The 18980-nt window shown below is 51.7% G+C and carries 18 protein-coding genes and 1 pseudogene; 7 read left to right on the top strand and 12 right to left on the bottom strand.

The genetic code is table 11. The features are described from left to right. Nucleotides 1–91: 91 nt before the first annotated feature. The 12 genes and pseudogenes from JTN23_RS03805 to JTN23_RS03750 form a co-directional block, all read right to left on the bottom strand. Nucleotides 92–958, bottom strand: a complete 867-nt coding sequence (locus tag JTN23_RS03805; RefSeq protein WP_247232512.1) for an inositol oxygenase — start codon at nucleotides 956–958, stop codon at nucleotides 92–94. A 212-nt stretch (nucleotides 959–1170) separates the two neighbouring features. Then, entirely contained in the window at nucleotides 1171–1527 is a 357-nt protein-coding gene (locus JTN23_RS03800; RefSeq protein ID WP_247232511.1) for a hypothetical protein, read from the bottom strand. Nucleotides 1528–1662: 135 nt separating this feature from the next. Continuing rightward, a complete protein-coding gene (locus JTN23_RS03795) occupies nucleotides 1663–3303 on the bottom strand; it encodes a sodium:solute symporter family transporter (protein ID WP_247232510.1) in 1641 nt (546 codons plus the stop codon). Between the two features lie 216 nt (nucleotides 3304–3519). Continuing rightward, a complete protein-coding gene (gene accC / locus JTN23_RS03790) occupies nucleotides 3520–4863 on the bottom strand; it encodes an acetyl-CoA carboxylase biotin carboxylase subunit (protein WP_247232509.1) in 1344 nt (447 codons plus the stop codon). 109 nt (nucleotides 4864–4972) lie between these two features. Beyond that, nucleotides 4973–5449, bottom strand: coding sequence for an acetyl-CoA carboxylase biotin carboxyl carrier protein (gene accB / locus JTN23_RS03785; RefSeq protein ID WP_247232508.1), 477 nt, complete (start codon nucleotides 5447–5449; stop codon nucleotides 4973–4975). 88 nt (nucleotides 5450–5537) lie between these two features. After that, entirely contained in the window at nucleotides 5538–6101 is a 564-nt protein-coding gene (gene efp / locus JTN23_RS03780; RefSeq protein WP_247232507.1) for an elongation factor P, read from the bottom strand. 96 nt (nucleotides 6102–6197) lie between these two features. Continuing rightward, a complete protein-coding gene (locus JTN23_RS03775) occupies nucleotides 6198–7223 on the bottom strand; it encodes a beta-ketoacyl-ACP synthase III (protein WP_247232505.1) in 1026 nt (341 codons plus the stop codon). A 212-nt stretch (nucleotides 7224–7435) separates the two neighbouring features. Then, nucleotides 7436–8374, bottom strand: a complete 939-nt coding sequence (gene plsX, locus JTN23_RS03770; protein WP_247232503.1) for a phosphate acyltransferase PlsX — start codon at nucleotides 8372–8374, stop codon at nucleotides 7436–7438. Between the two features lie 130 nt (nucleotides 8375–8504). Then, complete coding sequence (rpmF, locus tag JTN23_RS03765) at nucleotides 8505–8699, bottom strand: 50S ribosomal protein L32 (RefSeq protein WP_247232501.1); 195 nt, start codon at nucleotides 8697–8699, stop codon at nucleotides 8505–8507. Between the two features lie 35 nt (nucleotides 8700–8734). Continuing rightward, entirely contained in the window at nucleotides 8735–9301 is a 567-nt protein-coding gene (locus JTN23_RS03760; RefSeq protein ID WP_247232500.1) for a YceD family protein, read from the bottom strand. A gap of 106 nt (nucleotides 9302–9407) precedes the next feature. Beyond that, a pseudogene (locus JTN23_RS03755) lies at nucleotides 9408–10031 on the bottom strand (acetyltransferase); the annotation flags it as partial. Between the two features lie 99 nt (nucleotides 10032–10130). Next, nucleotides 10131–10784 (bottom strand): hypothetical protein, encoded by a 654-nt coding sequence (locus JTN23_RS03750; RefSeq protein WP_247232498.1) that lies wholly within the window; start codon nucleotides 10782–10784, stop codon nucleotides 10131–10133. A gap of 112 nt (nucleotides 10785–10896) precedes the next feature. Here JTN23_RS03750 and JTN23_RS03745 point away from each other — a divergent pair, with 112 nt between their 5' ends. From JTN23_RS03745 to JTN23_RS03715, 7 genes are all read left to right on the top strand, one after another. Continuing rightward, complete coding sequence (locus JTN23_RS03745; protein WP_247232497.1) at nucleotides 10897–12366, top strand: M61 family metallopeptidase; 1470 nt, start codon at nucleotides 10897–10899, stop codon at nucleotides 12364–12366. A gap of 2 nt (nucleotides 12367–12368) precedes the next feature. Next, nucleotides 12369–13898, top strand: a complete 1530-nt coding sequence (locus tag JTN23_RS03740; protein WP_247232496.1) for a bifunctional metallophosphatase/5'-nucleotidase — start codon at nucleotides 12369–12371, stop codon at nucleotides 13896–13898. A 52-nt stretch (nucleotides 13899–13950) separates the two neighbouring features. Further along, nucleotides 13951–15048 (top strand): glycoside hydrolase family 130 protein, encoded by a 1098-nt coding sequence (locus tag JTN23_RS03735; RefSeq protein WP_247232495.1) that lies wholly within the window; start codon nucleotides 13951–13953, stop codon nucleotides 15046–15048. A 41-nt stretch (nucleotides 15049–15089) separates the two neighbouring features. Then, nucleotides 15090–16583, top strand: coding sequence for an amidase (locus tag JTN23_RS03730; RefSeq protein WP_247232494.1), 1494 nt, complete (start codon nucleotides 15090–15092; stop codon nucleotides 16581–16583). A gap of 164 nt (nucleotides 16584–16747) precedes the next feature. Continuing rightward, entirely contained in the window at nucleotides 16748–17116 is a 369-nt protein-coding gene (locus tag JTN23_RS03725) for an Hpt domain-containing protein (RefSeq protein ID WP_247232492.1), read from the top strand. 129 nt (nucleotides 17117–17245) lie between these two features. Then, nucleotides 17246–18382, top strand: a complete 1137-nt coding sequence (locus tag JTN23_RS03720) for a glycosyltransferase family 4 protein (protein WP_247232490.1) — start codon at nucleotides 17246–17248, stop codon at nucleotides 18380–18382. Further along, the gene (locus JTN23_RS03715) at nucleotides 18375–18980 is read left to right on the top strand and encodes an acyltransferase (protein ID WP_247232488.1); all 606 of its coding nucleotides are present in this window, start codon (nucleotides 18375–18377) and stop codon (nucleotides 18978–18980) included. The genes JTN23_RS03720 and JTN23_RS03715 overlap by 8 nt, the downstream gene beginning before the upstream one ends.

Genomic DNA, 18980 nt, shown 5'->3' with positions numbered 1-18980 from the left:
GCTGAATGGTACCAGCGGCCGCTCTTAAAATGTGTATACTTCATAAATTAGATCTCAATAAGCTAGTAGCTAACGCCTGATATCTAACTACCTAGAAACGCAGTGTAGTAGGCAGGTACTTGGCTACCAGATTCTCGTAGTAAGAGCGCAGTTCCTGCCAGTTGGGGGCAACGGGCGATTTGGAGTACAGGTCGTACGGGTTAAATTTATCTACCCATTTGAACATCTCATGATCGTGCTCATCCATCAGGTGCTCATAGGCGTGCTCACGGTGCTGTGAGTAGAACGAGTGGTAGCGCAGCATGTACAATCCCTCTTCGGGAATATAATCCTTCATCATCTGGTAGATATACTCATCGTGCCCCCACGACATATGTACATTGCGCAGGCCGCAGTTCGGCTCGTACACGCCGTACTTGGTGTTGTAGCGCTCGTCGTAGGTATCCGGGTTATCCTTGAAGTACTCGGGGTACACGATCTTATCCGAGTGCGCGCAACCTACCGGGAAGGTATCACCCACCACGGCCCACTGCGGCTCACCAAACAGACACAGTACCTTGCCCAGGTCATGTACCAGACCCACCAGTACAAACCAGTCGGGATGGCCGTCGGCCCGGATGGCTTCGGATGTTTGCAGCAGGTGCTGAAGCTGATCCAGATCGGTATCCGGGTCCGAATCATCCACCAGCGTATTCAGGAAGTCAAAAGCCGCCCATACCGGCATTTCCTTCTTGTCAAACTTCAGAAACTCCCGCTCCTTTTCCAGCACAAAATCGTAGGTCTGGTAGCGGTGGTTAAGTCTGTAAAACTCCCGCACCGTGTCCCGCTCCGGCGTATCGTAGTTACGGTACTCTTCTTTGGCTTTGGTGAAAGGCTCCGGATAGCGTTCCAGAAGATCATCCTCCCACTGGTCAAGGCTTTGCAGCGGTTCGTTTTCGTTCAATTCAGAAGTTTTCATAGGAATAAGCCGATACTGGTGATTCTGTAAATATAGGCAAAAGCCTGGATCACAGACAAATTACTGATTATAATTAACTAAGTGAGGCAGAAAATGTTCCACTGCGGTTAGTAACTACCTTTTCCCCTATATAATCAGCAAAAATGGCTGCCCGGTAGGCAGCCATTCCTGGTAGTATCTGAAATTGAACTCTAAGATTACATTCTGCTCTATCAGCGTGGGCCACGTGAGCGGTCACGGCGGGCACTCTCATTATAGCGCCGGTTCTGATCGTAGTTACGGTTGCTGCGGAGCTGTCTGTCGTCGTACTCATAGTTACGGCGTCCGTTGTCATAGCGTCCCTTCTTGTAATGACCGTATCTACGACCATTATTTCCAGGATGATCCCGGTATATTACCCGTGCGGGCGGTGGTCCCGGATGCACCACGATAACCCGTGGCGGTGGCGGCGGCATACGATAGCCGTAGTCGTAGCGGCGGGGCGGGTGATTATGATATACGCAGGAAGTGGCAAAGCTTCCCAGCAGTAGCAGAATAGCCCACAAGGATATAGATCGCAGGTTTTTCATGGCAGGTTACGTTAGTTATGGTTCTAAGACAATCGAAGGAGGCTTTACCCCTACTCTATAAACTACTAACGAAAAAATAGCCATAAACTGATATTGCCGTTCACTCAACCAGTCCAGCCGGGGTAGAGGTACTCCCTACCAGAATACCGTATACAACGCCGTAAGTACCCCTCCGATCAGGATGGACAGTACTACGAATGAGGGCGACACCCGGAACATACTGGGCTTCACCACAAGTACCTTGTCTTCCGGCTGATCCTCCCGCTTAGCCAATGATATGCCTACCATAAGCACGACCAGGATACAAAACACCCACAGCGTACGGTCCAGGAAGGGGATGGGATTAATCTGCACGCCGAACAGGGCATTAAGTACCGTGGGCATAGATTTGAACAAAATAGACAAAGGTAGCGTCAGGAAAGCCGCCCACATGGCCGCCAGCGAAGTAGTCCGCTTCCAGAACATCCCCAGGAAAAACAGGGCAAAGGCACCCGGCGTGATGTAGTTGGAGTACTCCTGAATAAACTGGTAGGCTTGCTCGAGACGCCGGAGCTGCGGAGTGATAGCCAGCGCAATCGCAAAAGCTCCCCACACGGCCAGCCTACCGACCCACACGATTTTACGCTCGGAGGCGTCTTTGTCAAAGAACTTCTGGTAAATATCCAGACTGAAGATGGTGGAGATACTATTACATTTTCCGGCCAGTGAGGCCACAATAGCGGCCGTCAGTGCCGCGAAGGCCAGGCCTTTCAGCCCCTGTGGCAGCAGGTTCATGAGCGTAGGGTACGCGTGATCAGGCTTGACAATACCGGCCGCATCGAGCATCTCCTGCTGAAAGTACCCGTTCTGGTACAGTACATAGGCCGCGATACCCGGTATCACTACGATGATCGGGATCAGGAGCTTCAGAAAAGCCGCAAACAGGATACCCGTCCGGGCCGTGTGCAGGTCGGCGCCCAGTGCCCGCTGGATAATATACTGATTGCAGCCCCAGTAGTTCAGGTTATTGATCCACATACCTCCGATCAGGATAGACAGGCCGGGCAGCTCGTAGTAGTACTTATGTCGTTCGTCAAAGATCATGTGAAAATGCGTATCGGCCTCCTGACGGAGTATGCCCAGGCCGTCCCATGCCCCCTGTCCGCCAAATTCATCCGACACCATATTCAGAGCCAGGTACGTAACTACCAGTCCGCCTAGTGTCAGCACCACTACCTGCACCACATCGGTATAGCCGATTACCTTCATCCCTCCCAGGGTAATAAAGATGGCAAACAGCGCCAGCCCTACCATGCAGTACAGAAACGGGATGCCCGAGATGGTCTCGACGGCCAGCGCTCCCAGGTACAGGATAGAGGTAAGGTTAACGAAGATGTAGAGCAACAGCCAGAATACCGCCATGATGGTACTTACGGTATTATTGTAGCGCTGCGAAAGCAGCTGAGGCATGGTGTATATCTTGTTGCGGAGGTACACTGGTATAAAAAACACCGCCACCACGACCAGCGCCGCCGCCGACATCCACTCGTACGACGATATGGCCAGCCCCATCGCAAAGCCAGAACCCGACATACCTATAAAATGCTCGGCCGAAATGTTGGAAGCAATGAGCGAAGCACCGATAGCCCACCAGGTCAGCGAACCCTCGGCCAGAAAGAAGTCTTTGGTATTGACCTCCTTACTCTTTTTCCGCTGATACACCCAATAGCCGTAGGTACTTACTCCTATGAAATATAGAAAGAAGACAAGGTAGTCTGTCCAGTGCAGTACATTCATCCAGATAGTAAGGTTTAGGTAGAGAAGCAGGAGCGCTTCGTGTAGAGTAGTAAAGAGGAAATCCGGGACGATTTACCCGTGGAGCGGCAGGCAAGTTTAGGTACCGTCCGGTGCTATTAGTCTTTCAGCGCCTGCATGCCGGAGGTACCTACAACGATACAAAAAAAGCCGGACCTGGGAGGTCCGGCTGGTATGAGAGTATGACAGCAGTACTAATTATAAACCGCTGAAATCGAAGCTTTCGAGGTACTTGGTGGTGAAGTTACCCGAGCGGAAGCCCGGGTCGTCCATGAGCTTGATATGGAAAGGAATGGTAGTTTTGATTCCTTCAATCACAAATTCCTGCAGGGCGCGCTTCATACGGGTCACTACTTCCTCCCGCGACTGACCCGTTACGATCAGCTTGGCAATCATAGAGTCGTAGTTAGGTGGAATGGTATAGCCGCTGTATACGTGGCTGTCGATCCGTACACCGTGACCTCCGGGGAAGTGCAGGTTGGTGATCTTACCAGGGCTGGGACGGAAACCATTCGCCGGATCTTCGGCATTGATACGGCACTCCATCGAGAATAACTTTGGCGTATAGTTACGACCTGAGATAGGCTCACCGGCCGCTACTTTGATCTGCTCCTTAATCAGGTCAAAATCCGTTACCTCTTCGGTAATGGGGTGCTCTACCTGAATACGGGTGTTCATCTCCATGAAGTAGAACTTGCCGTGCTTGTCTACCAGGAACTCGATGGTACCGGCTCCTTCGTAGCCGATAAACTGGGCTCCCTTAACGGCCGCTTCACCCATTTGCTCCCGAAGCTCGGGTGTAATGATCGGTGAGGGAGTTTCTTCCACCAGTTTCTGGTGACGGCGCTGGATTGAACAGTCGCGCTCCGACAGGTGGCACACTTTGCCGTACTGGTCTCCTACGATCTGAATCTCGATGTGGCGGGGCTCTTCCACGAACTTCTCCAGGTACAGCGCATCGTTACCGAATGCTGCTCCTGACTCGGTACGGGCATCGTTCCAAGCTTTCTCAAATTCGTCGGGCTTGTTAACAATACGCATACCGCGTCCACCACCACCGGCAGTTGCTTTCAGGATCACGGGGTAGCCCATTTCCGCTGCCAGCACTTTACCCTGCTCTATCGAGTCGAGCAGGCCTTCCGAACCGGGTACTACGGGTACTCCGGCGGCACGCATGGTAGCCTTGGCCGTAGCCTTATCACCCATGCTGTTGATCTGAGCAGCGGTAGCACCGATAAATTTGATGCCGTAGTCAGCGCATATCTGGGAGAACTCAGCGTTTTCGGACAGGAATCCGTAGCCGGGGTGAATGGCGTCGGCACCAGTCACTTCGGCCGCTGAAATGATATTGGGAATATTCAGGTAAGACTGTCGGCTTACGGGCGGACCGATACATACCGCCTCATCAGCAAAACGAACGTGCAGGCTGTCGCGGTCGGCGGTAGAATAAACCGCTACCGTTTTGATGCCCATCTCGCGGCACGTCCGGATAATACGCAGGGCTATTTCGCCTCGGTTGGCTATAAGTATTTTTTTAAACACGATTATTTCAATTAACAGTTGCCATTGATCAGTGACCAATTGTTTTACTTACTCCTGTTCCCGTTCCGGGCCTTTTAAGGCAGTCAGCTTCTGATGGTGCCTGGGCCCGTCAGACTGGCTCTACCAGGAACAGCGGCTGATCAAACTCCACCGGAGTAGCATTCTCAACCAGTACCTTCACGATACGGCCACCTACTTCAGATTCAATCTCATTGAACAGCTTCATTGCCTCGATGATGCATACCGGCTTTCCGGGCTTGATCTCGTCTCCTACGCTGACCAAAGCAGGAGCTTCGGGGCTGGAGGCACGGTAGAAGGTACCGATCATGGGCGACTTGATCGTAATATATCTGGACTCGTCTGACGCGGCAGGCGCAGCAGCAACGGGGGCAGAGGCAGCAGCGGGGGCAGGAGCAGCAGGGGCCATGGCAGCGGGAGCCGCGGCTACCGGAGCCGGTGCTGCTGCAACTACCGGCGTACCGTAGCGCTTTACTTTTATTTTAAGATCGGCTGTTTCGATGTTTACCTCATCAAGCCCTGACTGAGCAATGAAGTCAATGAGTTTCTGAATTTCGTTGGTTTCCATGTAATGTTATTTTAAACCCTTAGTGACAAGAACAAGAGAGATTTCAGGCCTATACGCATTATACAGCCTCCCTTATGCTACTGTATCATTATTTAACCCTTTCTACGTATTCGAGGGTACGAGTGTCTACTTTGATCCGCTGGCCCTGCTCAATAAACAGAGGCACCATGATAGTAGCACCGGTTTCTACTTCTACTGGCTTTTTGGGAGAGTTGGCGGTATCGCCACGTACACCTGGTTCGGCGTAGGTCACCTCCAGCTCCACAAAAGCAGGCAGTTCGCAGGTAAGTGGGGTTTCGTTTTCGGTATTCATCAGGATCTCTACCTCCTGGCCTTCCTTCATCAGATTAGCTCCATCCACAAGCTTCTCATCCAGCAGTATCTGCTCGAATGTTTCTGAATTCATGAAGTTATAGCCTACTTCATCCTTGTACAGAAACTGAAACTTATGACGCTCTACCCGCACCGGGTTGATAGTAGCTCCCGATGAGAAGGTATTATCCAACACTTTACCGGAAGTAAGGCTCTTGATCTTTGTACGTACGAACGCGTTGCCTTTACCAGGCTTTACGTGTTGAAAATCAATAATCTGATATAGATCGTTATTGAACTCAATCACCAATCCATTACGGATATCTGCAGTCGTTGCCATGCTAGTAGTTAATAAGTAATATAGTTTGTAAAATGTTTGAATGGGCTGATAGTAAGCGTACTATCCCTATTCAAATGCTTTCTTCCCTGTAATTGTTCAATTATTTTCAGAAGCTCCGTCCTGAGCGGCTCCTTCGTAGGCCCACTTCACATAAGCGGATCCCCAGGTAAAACCGCCTCCAAAGGCTGCCAGTACCAGATTATCTCCCTTATTCAGCTGTGATTCATAATCCCACAGACACAACGGAATGGTAGCCGCGGTGGTGTTGCCGTACTTGTGGATGTTCATCATGACCTTATCCATACCAACTCCCATACGGTTAGCCGTAGCCTCAATAATCCGGCGGTTGGCCTGGTGAGGTACCAGCCATGCTACATCATCCCCCTGCAGCTGGTTGCGCTCCATGATCTCAGCAGATACATCGGCCATGTTTTTCACGGCAAATTTGAATACCTGCGGACCATCCTGGTAGGCATAGTGCCAGCGGTTATCAATGGTTTCGTGGGTGGGTGGGTAGCGGCTCCCTCCGGCTTTCTGATGCAGGTAGGGCTGCCCCACTCCATCCGACCTGATGATGGTGTCCAGTATCCCGAATCCATCCTCGCCAGGCTCAAGCAGTACAGCTCCGGCCCCATCGCCAAATAGTATACAGGTAGTGCGGTCGGTATAGTCGGTGATGGCCGACATTTTATCCGCGCCCACTACCACTATCTTTTTGTACTTACCTGTTTCGACAAACTGCGAGCCAATGGTCAGGGCGTACAGAAATCCTGAGCAGGCGGCCTGAATATCAAAGCTTCCGGTCTGGCGTATTCCGACCATATCGCATATCAGATTAGCGGTACACGGAAACACATAGTCGGGGGTAGTGGTAGCACAGATGAGCAGATCAACTTCGTCCGGACGGGTATTGGTTTTGGCCAGTAGTCCTTTGACTGCCTCAGCCCCCATGTGAGAACTTCCCAAACCTTCCCCTTTCAGAATACGTCTTTCTTTGATGCCCGTCCTGCTGACGATCCACTCATCGTTGGTCTCAACCATTTGTTCTAACTCGGCATTAGTCAGGATGTAGTCAGGAACGTATCCGTGTACGCCTGTAATAGAGGCTTTTACGTGGGTCATGGTATTTAACATTCTTTTACAAAACCCATATCGGGCTCTGAGAATATGATCAGGTACTCAGGTACCTGATCCAAATAATTTATCGGCTTGTCTTACAACAAAGCAGACAGCGACCGGAATCACTACTTATTACAATAATAACGTATGTATCTTGGGTGTGGTGGGACTTGTACCGCAGTAGACGAAACAGCCCTCTTTCAACTGGGCAACTTTCAGGCCAGCGCCTGGGTAATATGTACGTACGCGTTGGCCTTCACCTGTTTGTAGGCCCATGATATCATATTCTTGATGGCTATGGGTGATGATATTCCATGAGCGATCATGACGTTTCCATTGACACCAATGATGGGGCTACCACCAATGGCTTCGTAGTTGGTCTTATCAATAAAATCATCCTGGAAGCCCCGCTTTTTGGAAAGATCATACAGCGACTCTCCCAACTTATACAAAGCATTACCCGTAAAGCCATCCGTCACGATAACGTCAGCTTTGTCTACAAAGAGATCTTTCCCTTCAATGTTGCCAATAAAGTTGATGCGTTTGTTGTCTTTCAGCAACTGGTAAGCTGCCTGGGCTACCAGAGAGCCCTTCTGCTCCTCTTCACCGATGTTCATCAGGGCTACACGGGGGCGATCCAGCTTCAGGGTATACTGCGCGTATAGGGATCCGATCTCACCAAACTGAGCCAGGGTTTCGGGCTTACAGTCAGCATTGGCTCCAATATCCAGCATAATAGTATGATTGCCACTGATCTGAGGCACATAGCCTGCAATGGCCGGACGAATAATGCCCTCGATGGCCCGGATGCTGAACAAAGCACCTACCGTCATAGCTCCGGTGTTACCGGCACTACAGAATATATCGACGGCTTTTTCCTTTAAAAGCTTAAACCCAACTCCAATGCTGGAATTGGGTTTCTGTGAGAGCGCCTTCGTGGGGTGCTCGCCCATTTCTATTACGTCTTCAGCGTGAACAATCTCCACCACTGGTGACTCAAAATTATGCTTCTGGAAAATCTCGCGGATAATTCCTTCCCGACCGACCAGCACGATACGTGCGTCGGAAGGCAGTTCGGAAGTAGCCATTATTACCCCTTCTACTATTGCTTGTGGGGCAAAATCGCCACCCATAGCATCTACTGCAATTTTCATTTACACTCTTTTAATAAGCTAAAAAAAGGAAATCGTGGGTGTAAAATTAGCAGTTGCGTTGGAGTAAAAAAGAATTTCGCAACAACTTTTATAAGGCTGTTGCGAAATTCATAGGTGCTAACAAACGGGATTAGACCGTCTTAGCGTAATTTTCTACTACCATTTTGCCACGGTAGTAAAGGTTACCCTCGTGTACGTGAGCGCGGTGTAGCTGGTGGATTTCTCCTGTTGTAGAATCCACACCTAGCTGCTTACCACTCAGTGAGTCATGCGCTCTGCGGGTATTGCGGCGGGTCTTCGAATGTCTCCGTTTCGGATGTGCCATGATCTATACTCTAATTTATGATTGTTCGTTTATAATTACTTTCCTCTTAATTTCTTCAATGCTTCCCAACGTGGGTCTACCTCTCCTTCTGTATCATCATTGGGAGTGGCCTCCTCTTCGTCAGGCTCGTTATCACTGTGTGAACTGTACACCAGTGTTTCGAACTCATCGTCCTCTTCGCCGGTCTCCTCGTTGCGAATGCTCGGATGGAGGCGCTTCATAGGCAGAGACAACACAATGAAATCAAAAATATACCGGGCTACGTTGATTCGGTTGGTATTACGGTGAATAATCTCTATCTCCTCCGTAAGCTCCTCGTCATGGTCCCCAAATTTAAGAATCATGCGTCCCTCTGTGTCGATGGGTTCATCGAACGGATCCAGGGTGCGGTCACAGGTTAATACTACACTTCCGGTAATATCAAACAGTAGCTGCACCATTGTTGACGACTTATCCAGTGTCACCTGAGCCCGAAAGCTACCGTGCTGGATGACATCCTGCTGCAGTTCTTCAAAGAATGCATCACCGGATTCAAAGTCGTAGACATACCTTTTGTCTTCCAGACCAAATATGTCTATGTTATATTTTGCTAGCTCTTTCACTACTTTCCGCAAAAAGGACTGCAAAGATAAGGGCTTTCAGAATAATTAAAAAGCTTGACGCTAATTTATTGTCTTACTGTACCCTAAATCTTTTGTTCTACAATTTTTTAGCCGGGTTGCCGAATACCGTAGCACCAGCAGGTACGTTTTCGATCACGACCGATCCGGCACCAATGCGGGCATTCTTCCCGATCTGAATACCTGCTACAATAATTGCGCCTGAGCCAATGAAAGCTCCGTCGCCGATCGTCACGCGGTCATTGATAACGGCTCCCGCGCCTATATTGACAAAGTCGCCTACTTCCACAAAGGCTTCCAGGATGGATCCCGTCTGGATCTGGCAGTGATGTCCTATATGTACCCTGGCGGATACTGATACCTGTGCCGCGATAAGGTTACCGTGCCCCAGCGACGCCAGCTCCGACACAAGAGCGTGGTCATGAATGGCATTGACGGGCATGGTCTTGCGGCGCTCGTTGAGCATTCCTACCAGCTGCTCACGTACGGTACGCTCGCCTATTGCCACGAAGGCTTCGCACTTGGAGCCAATTACTTTCAGGAAACCGCCATCGTCGGTATCGCCCAGCACGCTCGCTTCCCCAATTTCTTTTCCGTGCATTTCTTTATTATCATCCAGGAAGCCATAGATCAGTACGCCATTGCGACGAAAAATATCGTAGACCTGGTTGCCTGTGCTTCCTGCCCCAAAAATCAAAACCGGATTCTCCATAGTTATAGTAGTAGTACTTATATATAATAAGGCCCAAAGGTACAGAACCGGCAAGGCTAATTCATAGAAATGAATAAGGTACCGGGTGCCGGCTGTCCCTTACAGGAACGTAATTCTGAATACAAAAGGACTGTTATAGGGGGAAATGTTCCGTCCGGTATACGGGTTGAGCTGATTCTGGTAGTTGAGGTTGTACAGCAGCGTCATGTGTACTGCTTTGGTATAGCGTCCTCCCAGAGGCTGGGTATAGGCACCGCCCAGCAGCGGCGATCCGATCCACATCCGCTGGTTTCGCCGCTCGGCCGGGTTATAGTACTGAACGTTCATGCCTTCGTACTCGGCCTGCAGGGTTACCATAGGCAGGATGGAGTACATCAGGAAGGTACGCCCCCCGTAGTAGCTGTTGTTGACGCCCAGGCGGCGTGAGTACAGCCACATATAGGTAGCCCCGACACCTCCTATGAGCTTTTCGGTGAGCTGTAGACCAGCCATGGGCGAAAGGTTGATATTGGTGACAGTACCAAAGCCCAGACCGAAGCTTCCGCCCAGACGGATGCGCTCGCTAATAGGCACTACGTCACTCTGTACCTGATCGTTATCTCTGGCTGGAGGCAATGACGTATCGGTAGGGCGGCGCGGGCGCTCGTTGCGGGTACTGTCTACTTTGTAGTACTCATCATTTTGAGCAAGTACTTCTCCAGTAGTGACTCCAAAAGCTAAGAATACTATTAATAAGAGGATATTTCTTTTCATTTTAAATAGGATTGCTATTTTTACTGATTAGTAATAACGATTTAATTAAACATTTTGATTTGTAAGCCGCACCGTAGTTAGTTACGCCGGCCACTTTTTAGCACACCTGCCCATGCTATATCAAATTTCCGTAGCCGACCCGGCCTCTCGTTTTGTAGAGATAAGTTACACTGTCTCTGGCATACAAAGCGAGTCTATTGAAGTACAACTTCCCGCCTGGCGTCCCGGTCGCTACGAGATTCAAAATTTTGCCAAATATATACAACGCCTGGAAGTACAGGGCCAATCAGGTCAGCCGCGGCCCTTCCACAAAGTTACCAAAGATCGCTGGCTGATAGATACCACCGGCGAGCGGGAGGTTGTAATCCGATACAATTTTTACGCCAATATCCAGAACGCCGGTAGCAGTTACGTCGACGAAGACCTCTGGTACCTCAACTTTATCAACTTCTGTATGTACACCGAGGGGCGCATCAACGAGCCCTGCCGGGTAGAGCTGGCGCTCCCAGCCAACTACGAGATAGCCTGTGGCATGCCGGAAGTACAGAAGCATACGTTAGAGGCCGCAGACTACTACCAGCTGGTAGATAGTCCTCTGCTGGCTTCGGACTCCCTGCAGCACGAAATATACGAGGAGGGCGGCGTCAGATTCCATGTATGGATGTACGGCAACCTGCGTCCTAACTGGCGACGTATCCGTACCGACTTTGCCCGCTTCTCCCGCGAGCAGATCGCTACCATGGGCGAGTTTCCGGAGCAGGAGTTTCACTTCCTGAACCTGGTACTACCGACGGCCTTCTACCACGGTGTAGAGCACCACAACTCTACCATGATCGTACTGGGGCCCGACGATGAGGGCGAAGGCTTGTACACCGACCTGCTGGGAGTGAGTTCGCACGAGCTTTTCCACACCTGGAATATCATCCGGATCCGTCCGGCTGAGCTACTACCTTACGACTTTACCAAAGAAAACTATTTTCCGACCTGCTTTGTAGCCGAAGGCTGTACTACCTACTACGGCGACCTGTTTCTGCGCCGCTCGGGGGTGTTTGAGGATGAGGCGTACTTCAAAGAGCTGCAGGTATACATGAAGCGCCACTTCGAACACAGCGCCGGAGCCTCGCAGTCGCTGATCGAGTCATCGCTGGACCTGTGGCTGGATGGCTATGAGAAAGGGATTCCCAAACGTAAGGTATCGGTATACCACAAAGGAGCGCTGGCAGCCCTGATCCTGGACCTCTACCTGCGCAAAAAGCACAACCACGAGCGCTCGCTGGACGATGTAATGCGCCTGCTGTGGCAACGCTTCGGCAAGCCCTACGTGGGTTATACCCTGGAAGACTATAAGGCCATAGTAGAGGAGGTAGCCGAACAACCCCTCGACTGGTACTGGCAGGAGTGCATATTCACGAATACGCCGCTGGAGACGCGCCTTAACGAAGCCCTGGCTTTTGTCGGACTGCAGATGACTACCTTCAGTAATGGCAATGTCCAGCTTAACGTACTGGATGATGCCCGCGCGGCACGCCAGCGCGAGCGCTGGCTGGCTCCCGTGTACATACTATCCGAAGAGGAGGAATAACTATGAAGCTAACCTATACCACCCCCCTTCTCTGCCGCCACCACATGACCAGGTGGAGTCTGCTGACCACAGCGGTTCTCTTTGTACTACTTAGCTCCTGCCATTCCGGACGTACTGTTACATTTCTTCACATCAATGATGTCTACGAGATCGCTCCGCTGGATCATGGTACATCCGGAGGAATGGCCCGCGTGGCCCATGTCAACCAGCAACTCAGGAAGAAAAACCCGGAGAGTACCTACTTTGTCCACGCTGGCGACTTTCTGAGCCCTTCGGTTATAGGTACCCTGCGCCATGAGGGCGATCGCATCCGTGGCAAGCAGATGGTGGAGGTCATGAACAGCGCGGGTGTAGAGTACGTCACCTTAGGCAACCACGAGTTTGACTATGATGAAGAAGCCCCCACTGTACTCAACAAGCGCATCGAAGAGTCGAGGTTCAGGTGGGTCATCGCCAATATGCAACTCCGGCAGGGGGAGCAGTCGGTCCCTTTCTCTAAGGATGGCGCCGCTTTTCCTACCTCGGTCATTCTGGACAACGGCAAAGTGCGCGTAGGTATGTTTGCGCTGTGTCTGCCGGTTCAGAAAGACTTCCTGGCGGTAAGTGATCCCTTTGAAGTAGCCCGCCGTGAGTACGAAGACCTGAAAAATCGCTGCGACGTGGTAGTAGCGCTCACCCACCTTGAAATGGCCGATGACCGCCGCCTGGCCGAGCAGCTCCCCGGCCTTACCCTCATCATGGGCGGCCACGACCACGATCATATAAAGGAACAGATAGGACCAGTCACGATTGCCAAAGCCGACGCCAACGCCAGAACCGTGTACATCCACCGGTTACGTGTCAATCGGAAGCAAAAGCGCGCCCGGGTTAAGTCTACCCTGAAAACCATTGACCATTCTGTACCTGAAGAACCCCATACGGCGGCCCTGGTAGCCAAGTGGCAGCAGATAGCCGCCCAGAGCTTTCAGGAGCTGGGCTTTGCTCCCGACGAAGTCGTATATACTACCAAGGTACCCTGGGATGGGCGAGAAGCCACCGTCCGAACGGTACACACTGCCCTCACCAGTACGATTGCCAGCAGCATGTACGAAGCCTTTCCAGGGAGTGACCTGGCCCTGTTCAACGGGGGCTCGGTACGGGTAGACGATGTGCTGGAAGGTACCATCACCCAGTACGACATAGTACGTATACTACCTTTTGGAGGAGGTATCTCACAGGTAACCATGACGGGCGAACTACTCCAGCAGGTACTGGAGGCAGGGCGGCTCAGCCGCGGCAAAGGCGGTTTTCTGCACCACCACAACGCCAGCTACGACGAGCGCACGAGTACCTGGCAGAATGCCGGTGCTGCTCTTGATACCCGGCGCACCTATAAGGTAGTTCTGCCGGACTTCCTGATGACAGGTCGGGAGTTTGGGATGAGCTTTCTGCTACCTACTCATCCGGGAGTACAGGCAATGGTTACTCCTGCCAAAGAAGATCCGCGTAGCGATATACGCAAAGTATTCATAACCCATCTTAAGAAGAACTAGTAAGCTATACATCACTTCTACTTATTCTTAATACATACCTAAGATCGCCGCTATGAGAATACGCTACATCTGTTCGCTCGGGTTGATTTTTGTGTGTTTTAGTACCATTTGCTCCTACGCCCAGTCATGGACCATTGGTACCTTCCGCAAGCACGACAGGGCCAATCCGGTACTTACGCCCCGCGCCTCTACTACGTTCGACTGCCCCGTCCGGGGTGAAACCGTGCACTGGGAACAGAAGGATGTATTTAATCCGGCAGCGGTAGTCCGGAATGGCAAGATATACATGCTGTACCGCGCCGAAGATACCGTAGGCAAGCACCACGGCACCTCCCGCATCGGCCTGGCTACCAGTACCGACGGCATCCACTTCACCCGCCTGCCCAAGCCCGTCTTTTACCCGGATAACGATGCCTATAAGAAGTACGAATGGGAAGGTGGCGTAGAAGATCCGCGCGTGGTAGAAGCCCCCGATGGTACTTACGTCATGACCTACACCGCCTACGATGGCGACAAGGCCCGCCTCTGCGTAGCTACCTCCCGCGACCTGCTTACCTGGCATAAGTATGGTCCCGTTTTCAAAAACCACATCAAAGGCGGTGGGGAAGACTACTGGTCCAAGTCAGGCTCCATCGTATGCCGGCGCGTGGGTAGCCGGTTGGTCGCTACGCCCATTAACGGTAAGTACTGGATGTACTGGGGCGATCAGCCGCAGCTGTACGTAGCCATATCCGACGACCTCATCAACTGGTACCCACTCACCCGGGGCGGCCAGTCACTCAAAGCCGTAGCCGAAGTACGGCCGGATCAATTTGACAACCGCCTGCTCGAACCCGGTCCACCCGCTCTGCTGACTCCAAAGGGCATTGTACTCATCTATAACAGCATGTACGATGCCAGCAAAGGCCGTGCTAACCTACCCGAAGGTACCTACGCCGCCGGGCAGTTTCTTTTCAACGCGGAAGAACCAGATAAGCTGATAGACCGTACCAGGAGCTACTTTATGAAGCCCGACAAGCCCTACGAGATCACCGGTCAGGTCAATAACGTTGCATTCCTGGAAGGACTGGTACCTTATAAAGGGCGCTGGTGGCTGTACTACGGTACGGCCGATTCCAAGATAGCGGTAGCTTCGGCTCCGCTGCGGTAACAGCCGCCTCACCCTAATACCCCTACTTCATCAACACTACTATGACAACAGCCGAGTACCTGAACTACGACGCCATCGGTCTGGCCCAACTGGTCCGGCAGGGAGACGTAACACCGCGCGAGCTACTTAATACGGCGCTGGCCATTGCCGAAAAAGTCAATCCCAGGATCAATGCCATTATTCACCCGCTGTATGAGGAGGGGTACAAGATGGTAGAAGAGCTACCGGCCGAGGCTCCACTACGCGGGGTACCCTTCCTGCTCAAAGACCTGGCGCTGGAATGGGCGGGTACTCCCATGCGCTCCGGCAACAAAGCTTACTATAAGTACGTATCCAGCGTAGACAGCTACTACGTAGAGCGCTGCCGAGCTGCGGGGCTGGTTTTCTTTGGCAAGACCAATACTCCAGAGTTCGGCCTGAACCCCTTTACCGAACCTACCGCCTTTGGTCCCTCCCATAACCCCTGGAACCTCGACTACTCTACGGGTGGATCGAGTGGAGGATCGGCCGCCGCCGTGGCCGCCGGTATAGTACCCGCCGCCACTGCCTCGGACGGAGGCGGCTCCATCCGTATCCCGGCTTCCTGCTGTGGCCTGTTCGGGCTGAAGCCCACCCGCGGACGCGTATCACTGGGGCCGCACGTAGGCGAGGCCTGGGGCGGGGCCGTAGTAAGTGGCAGCGTGACCCGTACCGTGCGCGACAGCGCCCTGCTCCTCGACCTGCTGAGTGGCTACGCCCCCGGCGACCCGTACGTTATTCAGGCTCCGGAGCGCCCTTACCTGCAGGAGGTAGATGCCGCACCCGAAAAACTCCGCATTGGTTTCAGCACCCAGCACCCTCTGTCGTGGCACAAAGTAGATGCCGATTGTGTGCGGGCCGTCGAAAAAGCAGCCCGCTTGCTGATGTCATTGGGCCACGAAGTAGAAGAAGTTTCAATTCCTTTCAATCCGGAGATGTTTTTGGAAGCATTTTTGCCTGTATTCGTAGGTGAAACCTCCGCTGCCCTTCGCCACCTGAGTAAATGGCTGGGACGGCCTATCCAGAAGGGGGATGTTGAGATGAATACCTGGTTGATAGCAAAGCTGGGCGAAGTGTATACCGCCGCCGACTACGCTCATGCGCAATACCGATGGAATGAGCTTTCGCGCACCATGGCGACCTTCCATCAGCAGTACGACCTGCTGCTGACGCCTGTTATGGCACGCCCGCCTATTCGTATAGGTGAGCTGCAAAACAACGCCCAGGAAAACATGATGCTGAAGCTGCTCCAGACCACCGGTGGGTATAGCTTCCTGAAAGGATCCAAGGTAGTAGAGCAGGTAGCCGAGCGTACGTTCAGCTACATACCGTATACTACCCTGGCCAACATGACCGGGCAGCCGTCTATGTCCATCCCCATGCACTGGACGCAGAACAACCTGCCCATAGGGGTGATGTTTACGGGACGTATGGGAGAAGAAAGTCTGATGTTTCGCCTGGCCGCCCAGCTTGAGCAGGCTCAGCCCTGGGCTCACCAGCGCCCCAATCTGATGTAAGTACCAATAGTTAAGAACATTAATTACTAGTTTATATAAATACTAATCTTCAATTACGGATTTACTAATCATTCATACTATATGATTAGTAGAACCAGATTTATGTATGTCGTACCCACGTCTATCTAATTAACTACACACAACTTTTATTTCCATTTTATACCATGCTCAACCTCCATCCATCTCTTGATGTCGATTATCTACAGCAGATTTATGGTGACGATGCCGTTATTGTTAACATCATGCTGGAAACCTTCCTGACGGACTCCGTTCCGCGCTGGGAGGATATAAGCCACCTGCTTGCCACCGGACAATACGGTGAGGTAGGCGAAATTGCCCACCGGCTGAAGCCCTCTTTCTCGATGGTAGGCCTTACCTGGCTTCACCCCAAAGTAGAGGTGTTTGAACGCGTAGCCCGCTTTGAGGCAGATCGCTCTTCGCTGCCGACGCTCTATCAGGAAATCACAGCCGAGCTGCATCGCATGAAACCCATTCTGGAAGAAGAAGTGGCCCGCCTGGCTAACGATATGTAAGTAGCCGAAGCTCATGCCAGATAATTTATAAAAAAACTTATCTCGATATTATAGCAGAGATAATAAGGCAAGGCCCAGTTTTTGCTAAAGTGCCGAGAGTACCTATCACTAAACACATTACTAGTTTTAATGAAAATCGGTATTGAAGCACAGAGGTTGTTCAGGCCTAAGAAGCACGGAATGGATGTAGTGGCGTTGGAATTGATAAAGGCCTTGCAACGCCTTGATACCCCTCATGAGTACTTTGTTTTTGTGAAGCCAGATGAGGACGTATGCCTTACCGACTCTCCCAACTGCCGGATTGTCCCAATCTCAGCCAGTAACTACGCTACCTGGGAGCAGGTACAGCTTCCGATCTATGCCCGCAAGTATGGCATAGATGTCCTGCACTGTACTGCCAACACGGCTCCGGTATGGCCGGGGGTGCCACTTGTGCTTACCCTGCACGACGTTATCTTCATGGAAAAGATGACCGGGCCCAACACCCAGACCTCATACCAGCGCTTTGGTAATATGTACCGTCGGTGGGTGGTACCTAAGATCATAAAGAAATGCCAGAAGATCGTAACGGTATCCCATTACGAGAAGGAGCGGATCATTAAAACGTTAAATCTACCTGATAGTGCCGTGGAAGTTGCATACAACGGGGTAAGCAACCGCTTCTCAGCTCCACCCAATATGGATGAGCAACTATGGGTAAAGGAACAGTTCCGGCTTCCGGATCGCTTCTTCTTTTTTCTTGGTAATACCGATCCGAAGAAGAACATGCCTACTGTTATAAAGGCTTTTGCCCAGTTGGTAGAGTCAGTACCTGATATCAAACTGGTCATTGCTGATATTGCTCCTGAAATAGTTGAGGCCATTCTGAGTAACCTGGGCAAAGCAGATCTCATCTCTCATTTTGTGTTTACTGGCTATATTCCTGGCAAACATCTGCCTGCTGTATACCACCAGTGCGAGGTATTCCTGTATCCATCACTGCGCGAAAGCTTTGGCTTACCCATTCTGGAGGCTATGACCTGCGGGGTGCCCGTTATTACGTCTACTACTGCCGCTATGCCCGAAGTAGCCGGTGATGCCGCTTTTCTGGTTGATCCTACCGACGCCGATGACATCACTGCCGCTATGAAGAAAGCCCTGCTGGATCTCCCGCTCCGGCAAAAGATGATTGGCGAGGGACTGAAACGGCCGGCGTTATTTACCTGGGAGCAAACCGCTCGCACCATGCTCAACATCTACGAACAAATAAAACCCTCCCATGCTTAATCTTCTACGGTTGGAACTGGACCGTGTTCGACAGGAAAATCCTGAAGCCTGGTTACCAGGTGCGTTTGCCAGACGACTTAGCTCGGGCGCTACCCGGCTTCTCAATGCTCGCTTTGCTCTGCGCAAGTGCAGCCAGGTGGGAAAGTACGTTACCGTACGAGGCTTTCCCCGAATAGATGGTAAAGGCGAAATCATTATCCGGAACGGTGCCAAGATATGGTCTCATATAGGTACCACCCAACTATCAGCGGGCAAGGGGGCTCGCATTGTGATAGGAGAAGGTACCTTTATCAATACCGGTAGTATACTCTCGGCCCGACACCTGATCCAGATCGGCCGCAATTGCCAGATTGCCAATCAGGTCATAATCATGGACAATGACTTCCATGGTACAGCCAACCGCCATGTGGAGCCTACTCCCGAAGCCGTTATACTGGAAGATAACGTGTGGCTGGCTACGCGCTGTATGGTACTGAAAGGCGTCCGGATTGGTGAAGGAGCCGTGGTAGCAGCCGGAGCCGTGGTGACCAAAGATGTACCTCCCTACACCATGGTGGGTGGTGTACCCGCCAAAGTAATCAAGAAACTCACTCCCTAA

This window comes from Telluribacter roseus (genome assembly GCF_017355915.2).
GTDB lineage: Bacteria > Bacteroidota > Bacteroidia > Cytophagales > Spirosomataceae > Telluribacter.
The sequence above is the reverse complement of the archived record's forward strand: the minus strand, read 5'-3'. Positions and strand labels throughout refer to the sequence as shown.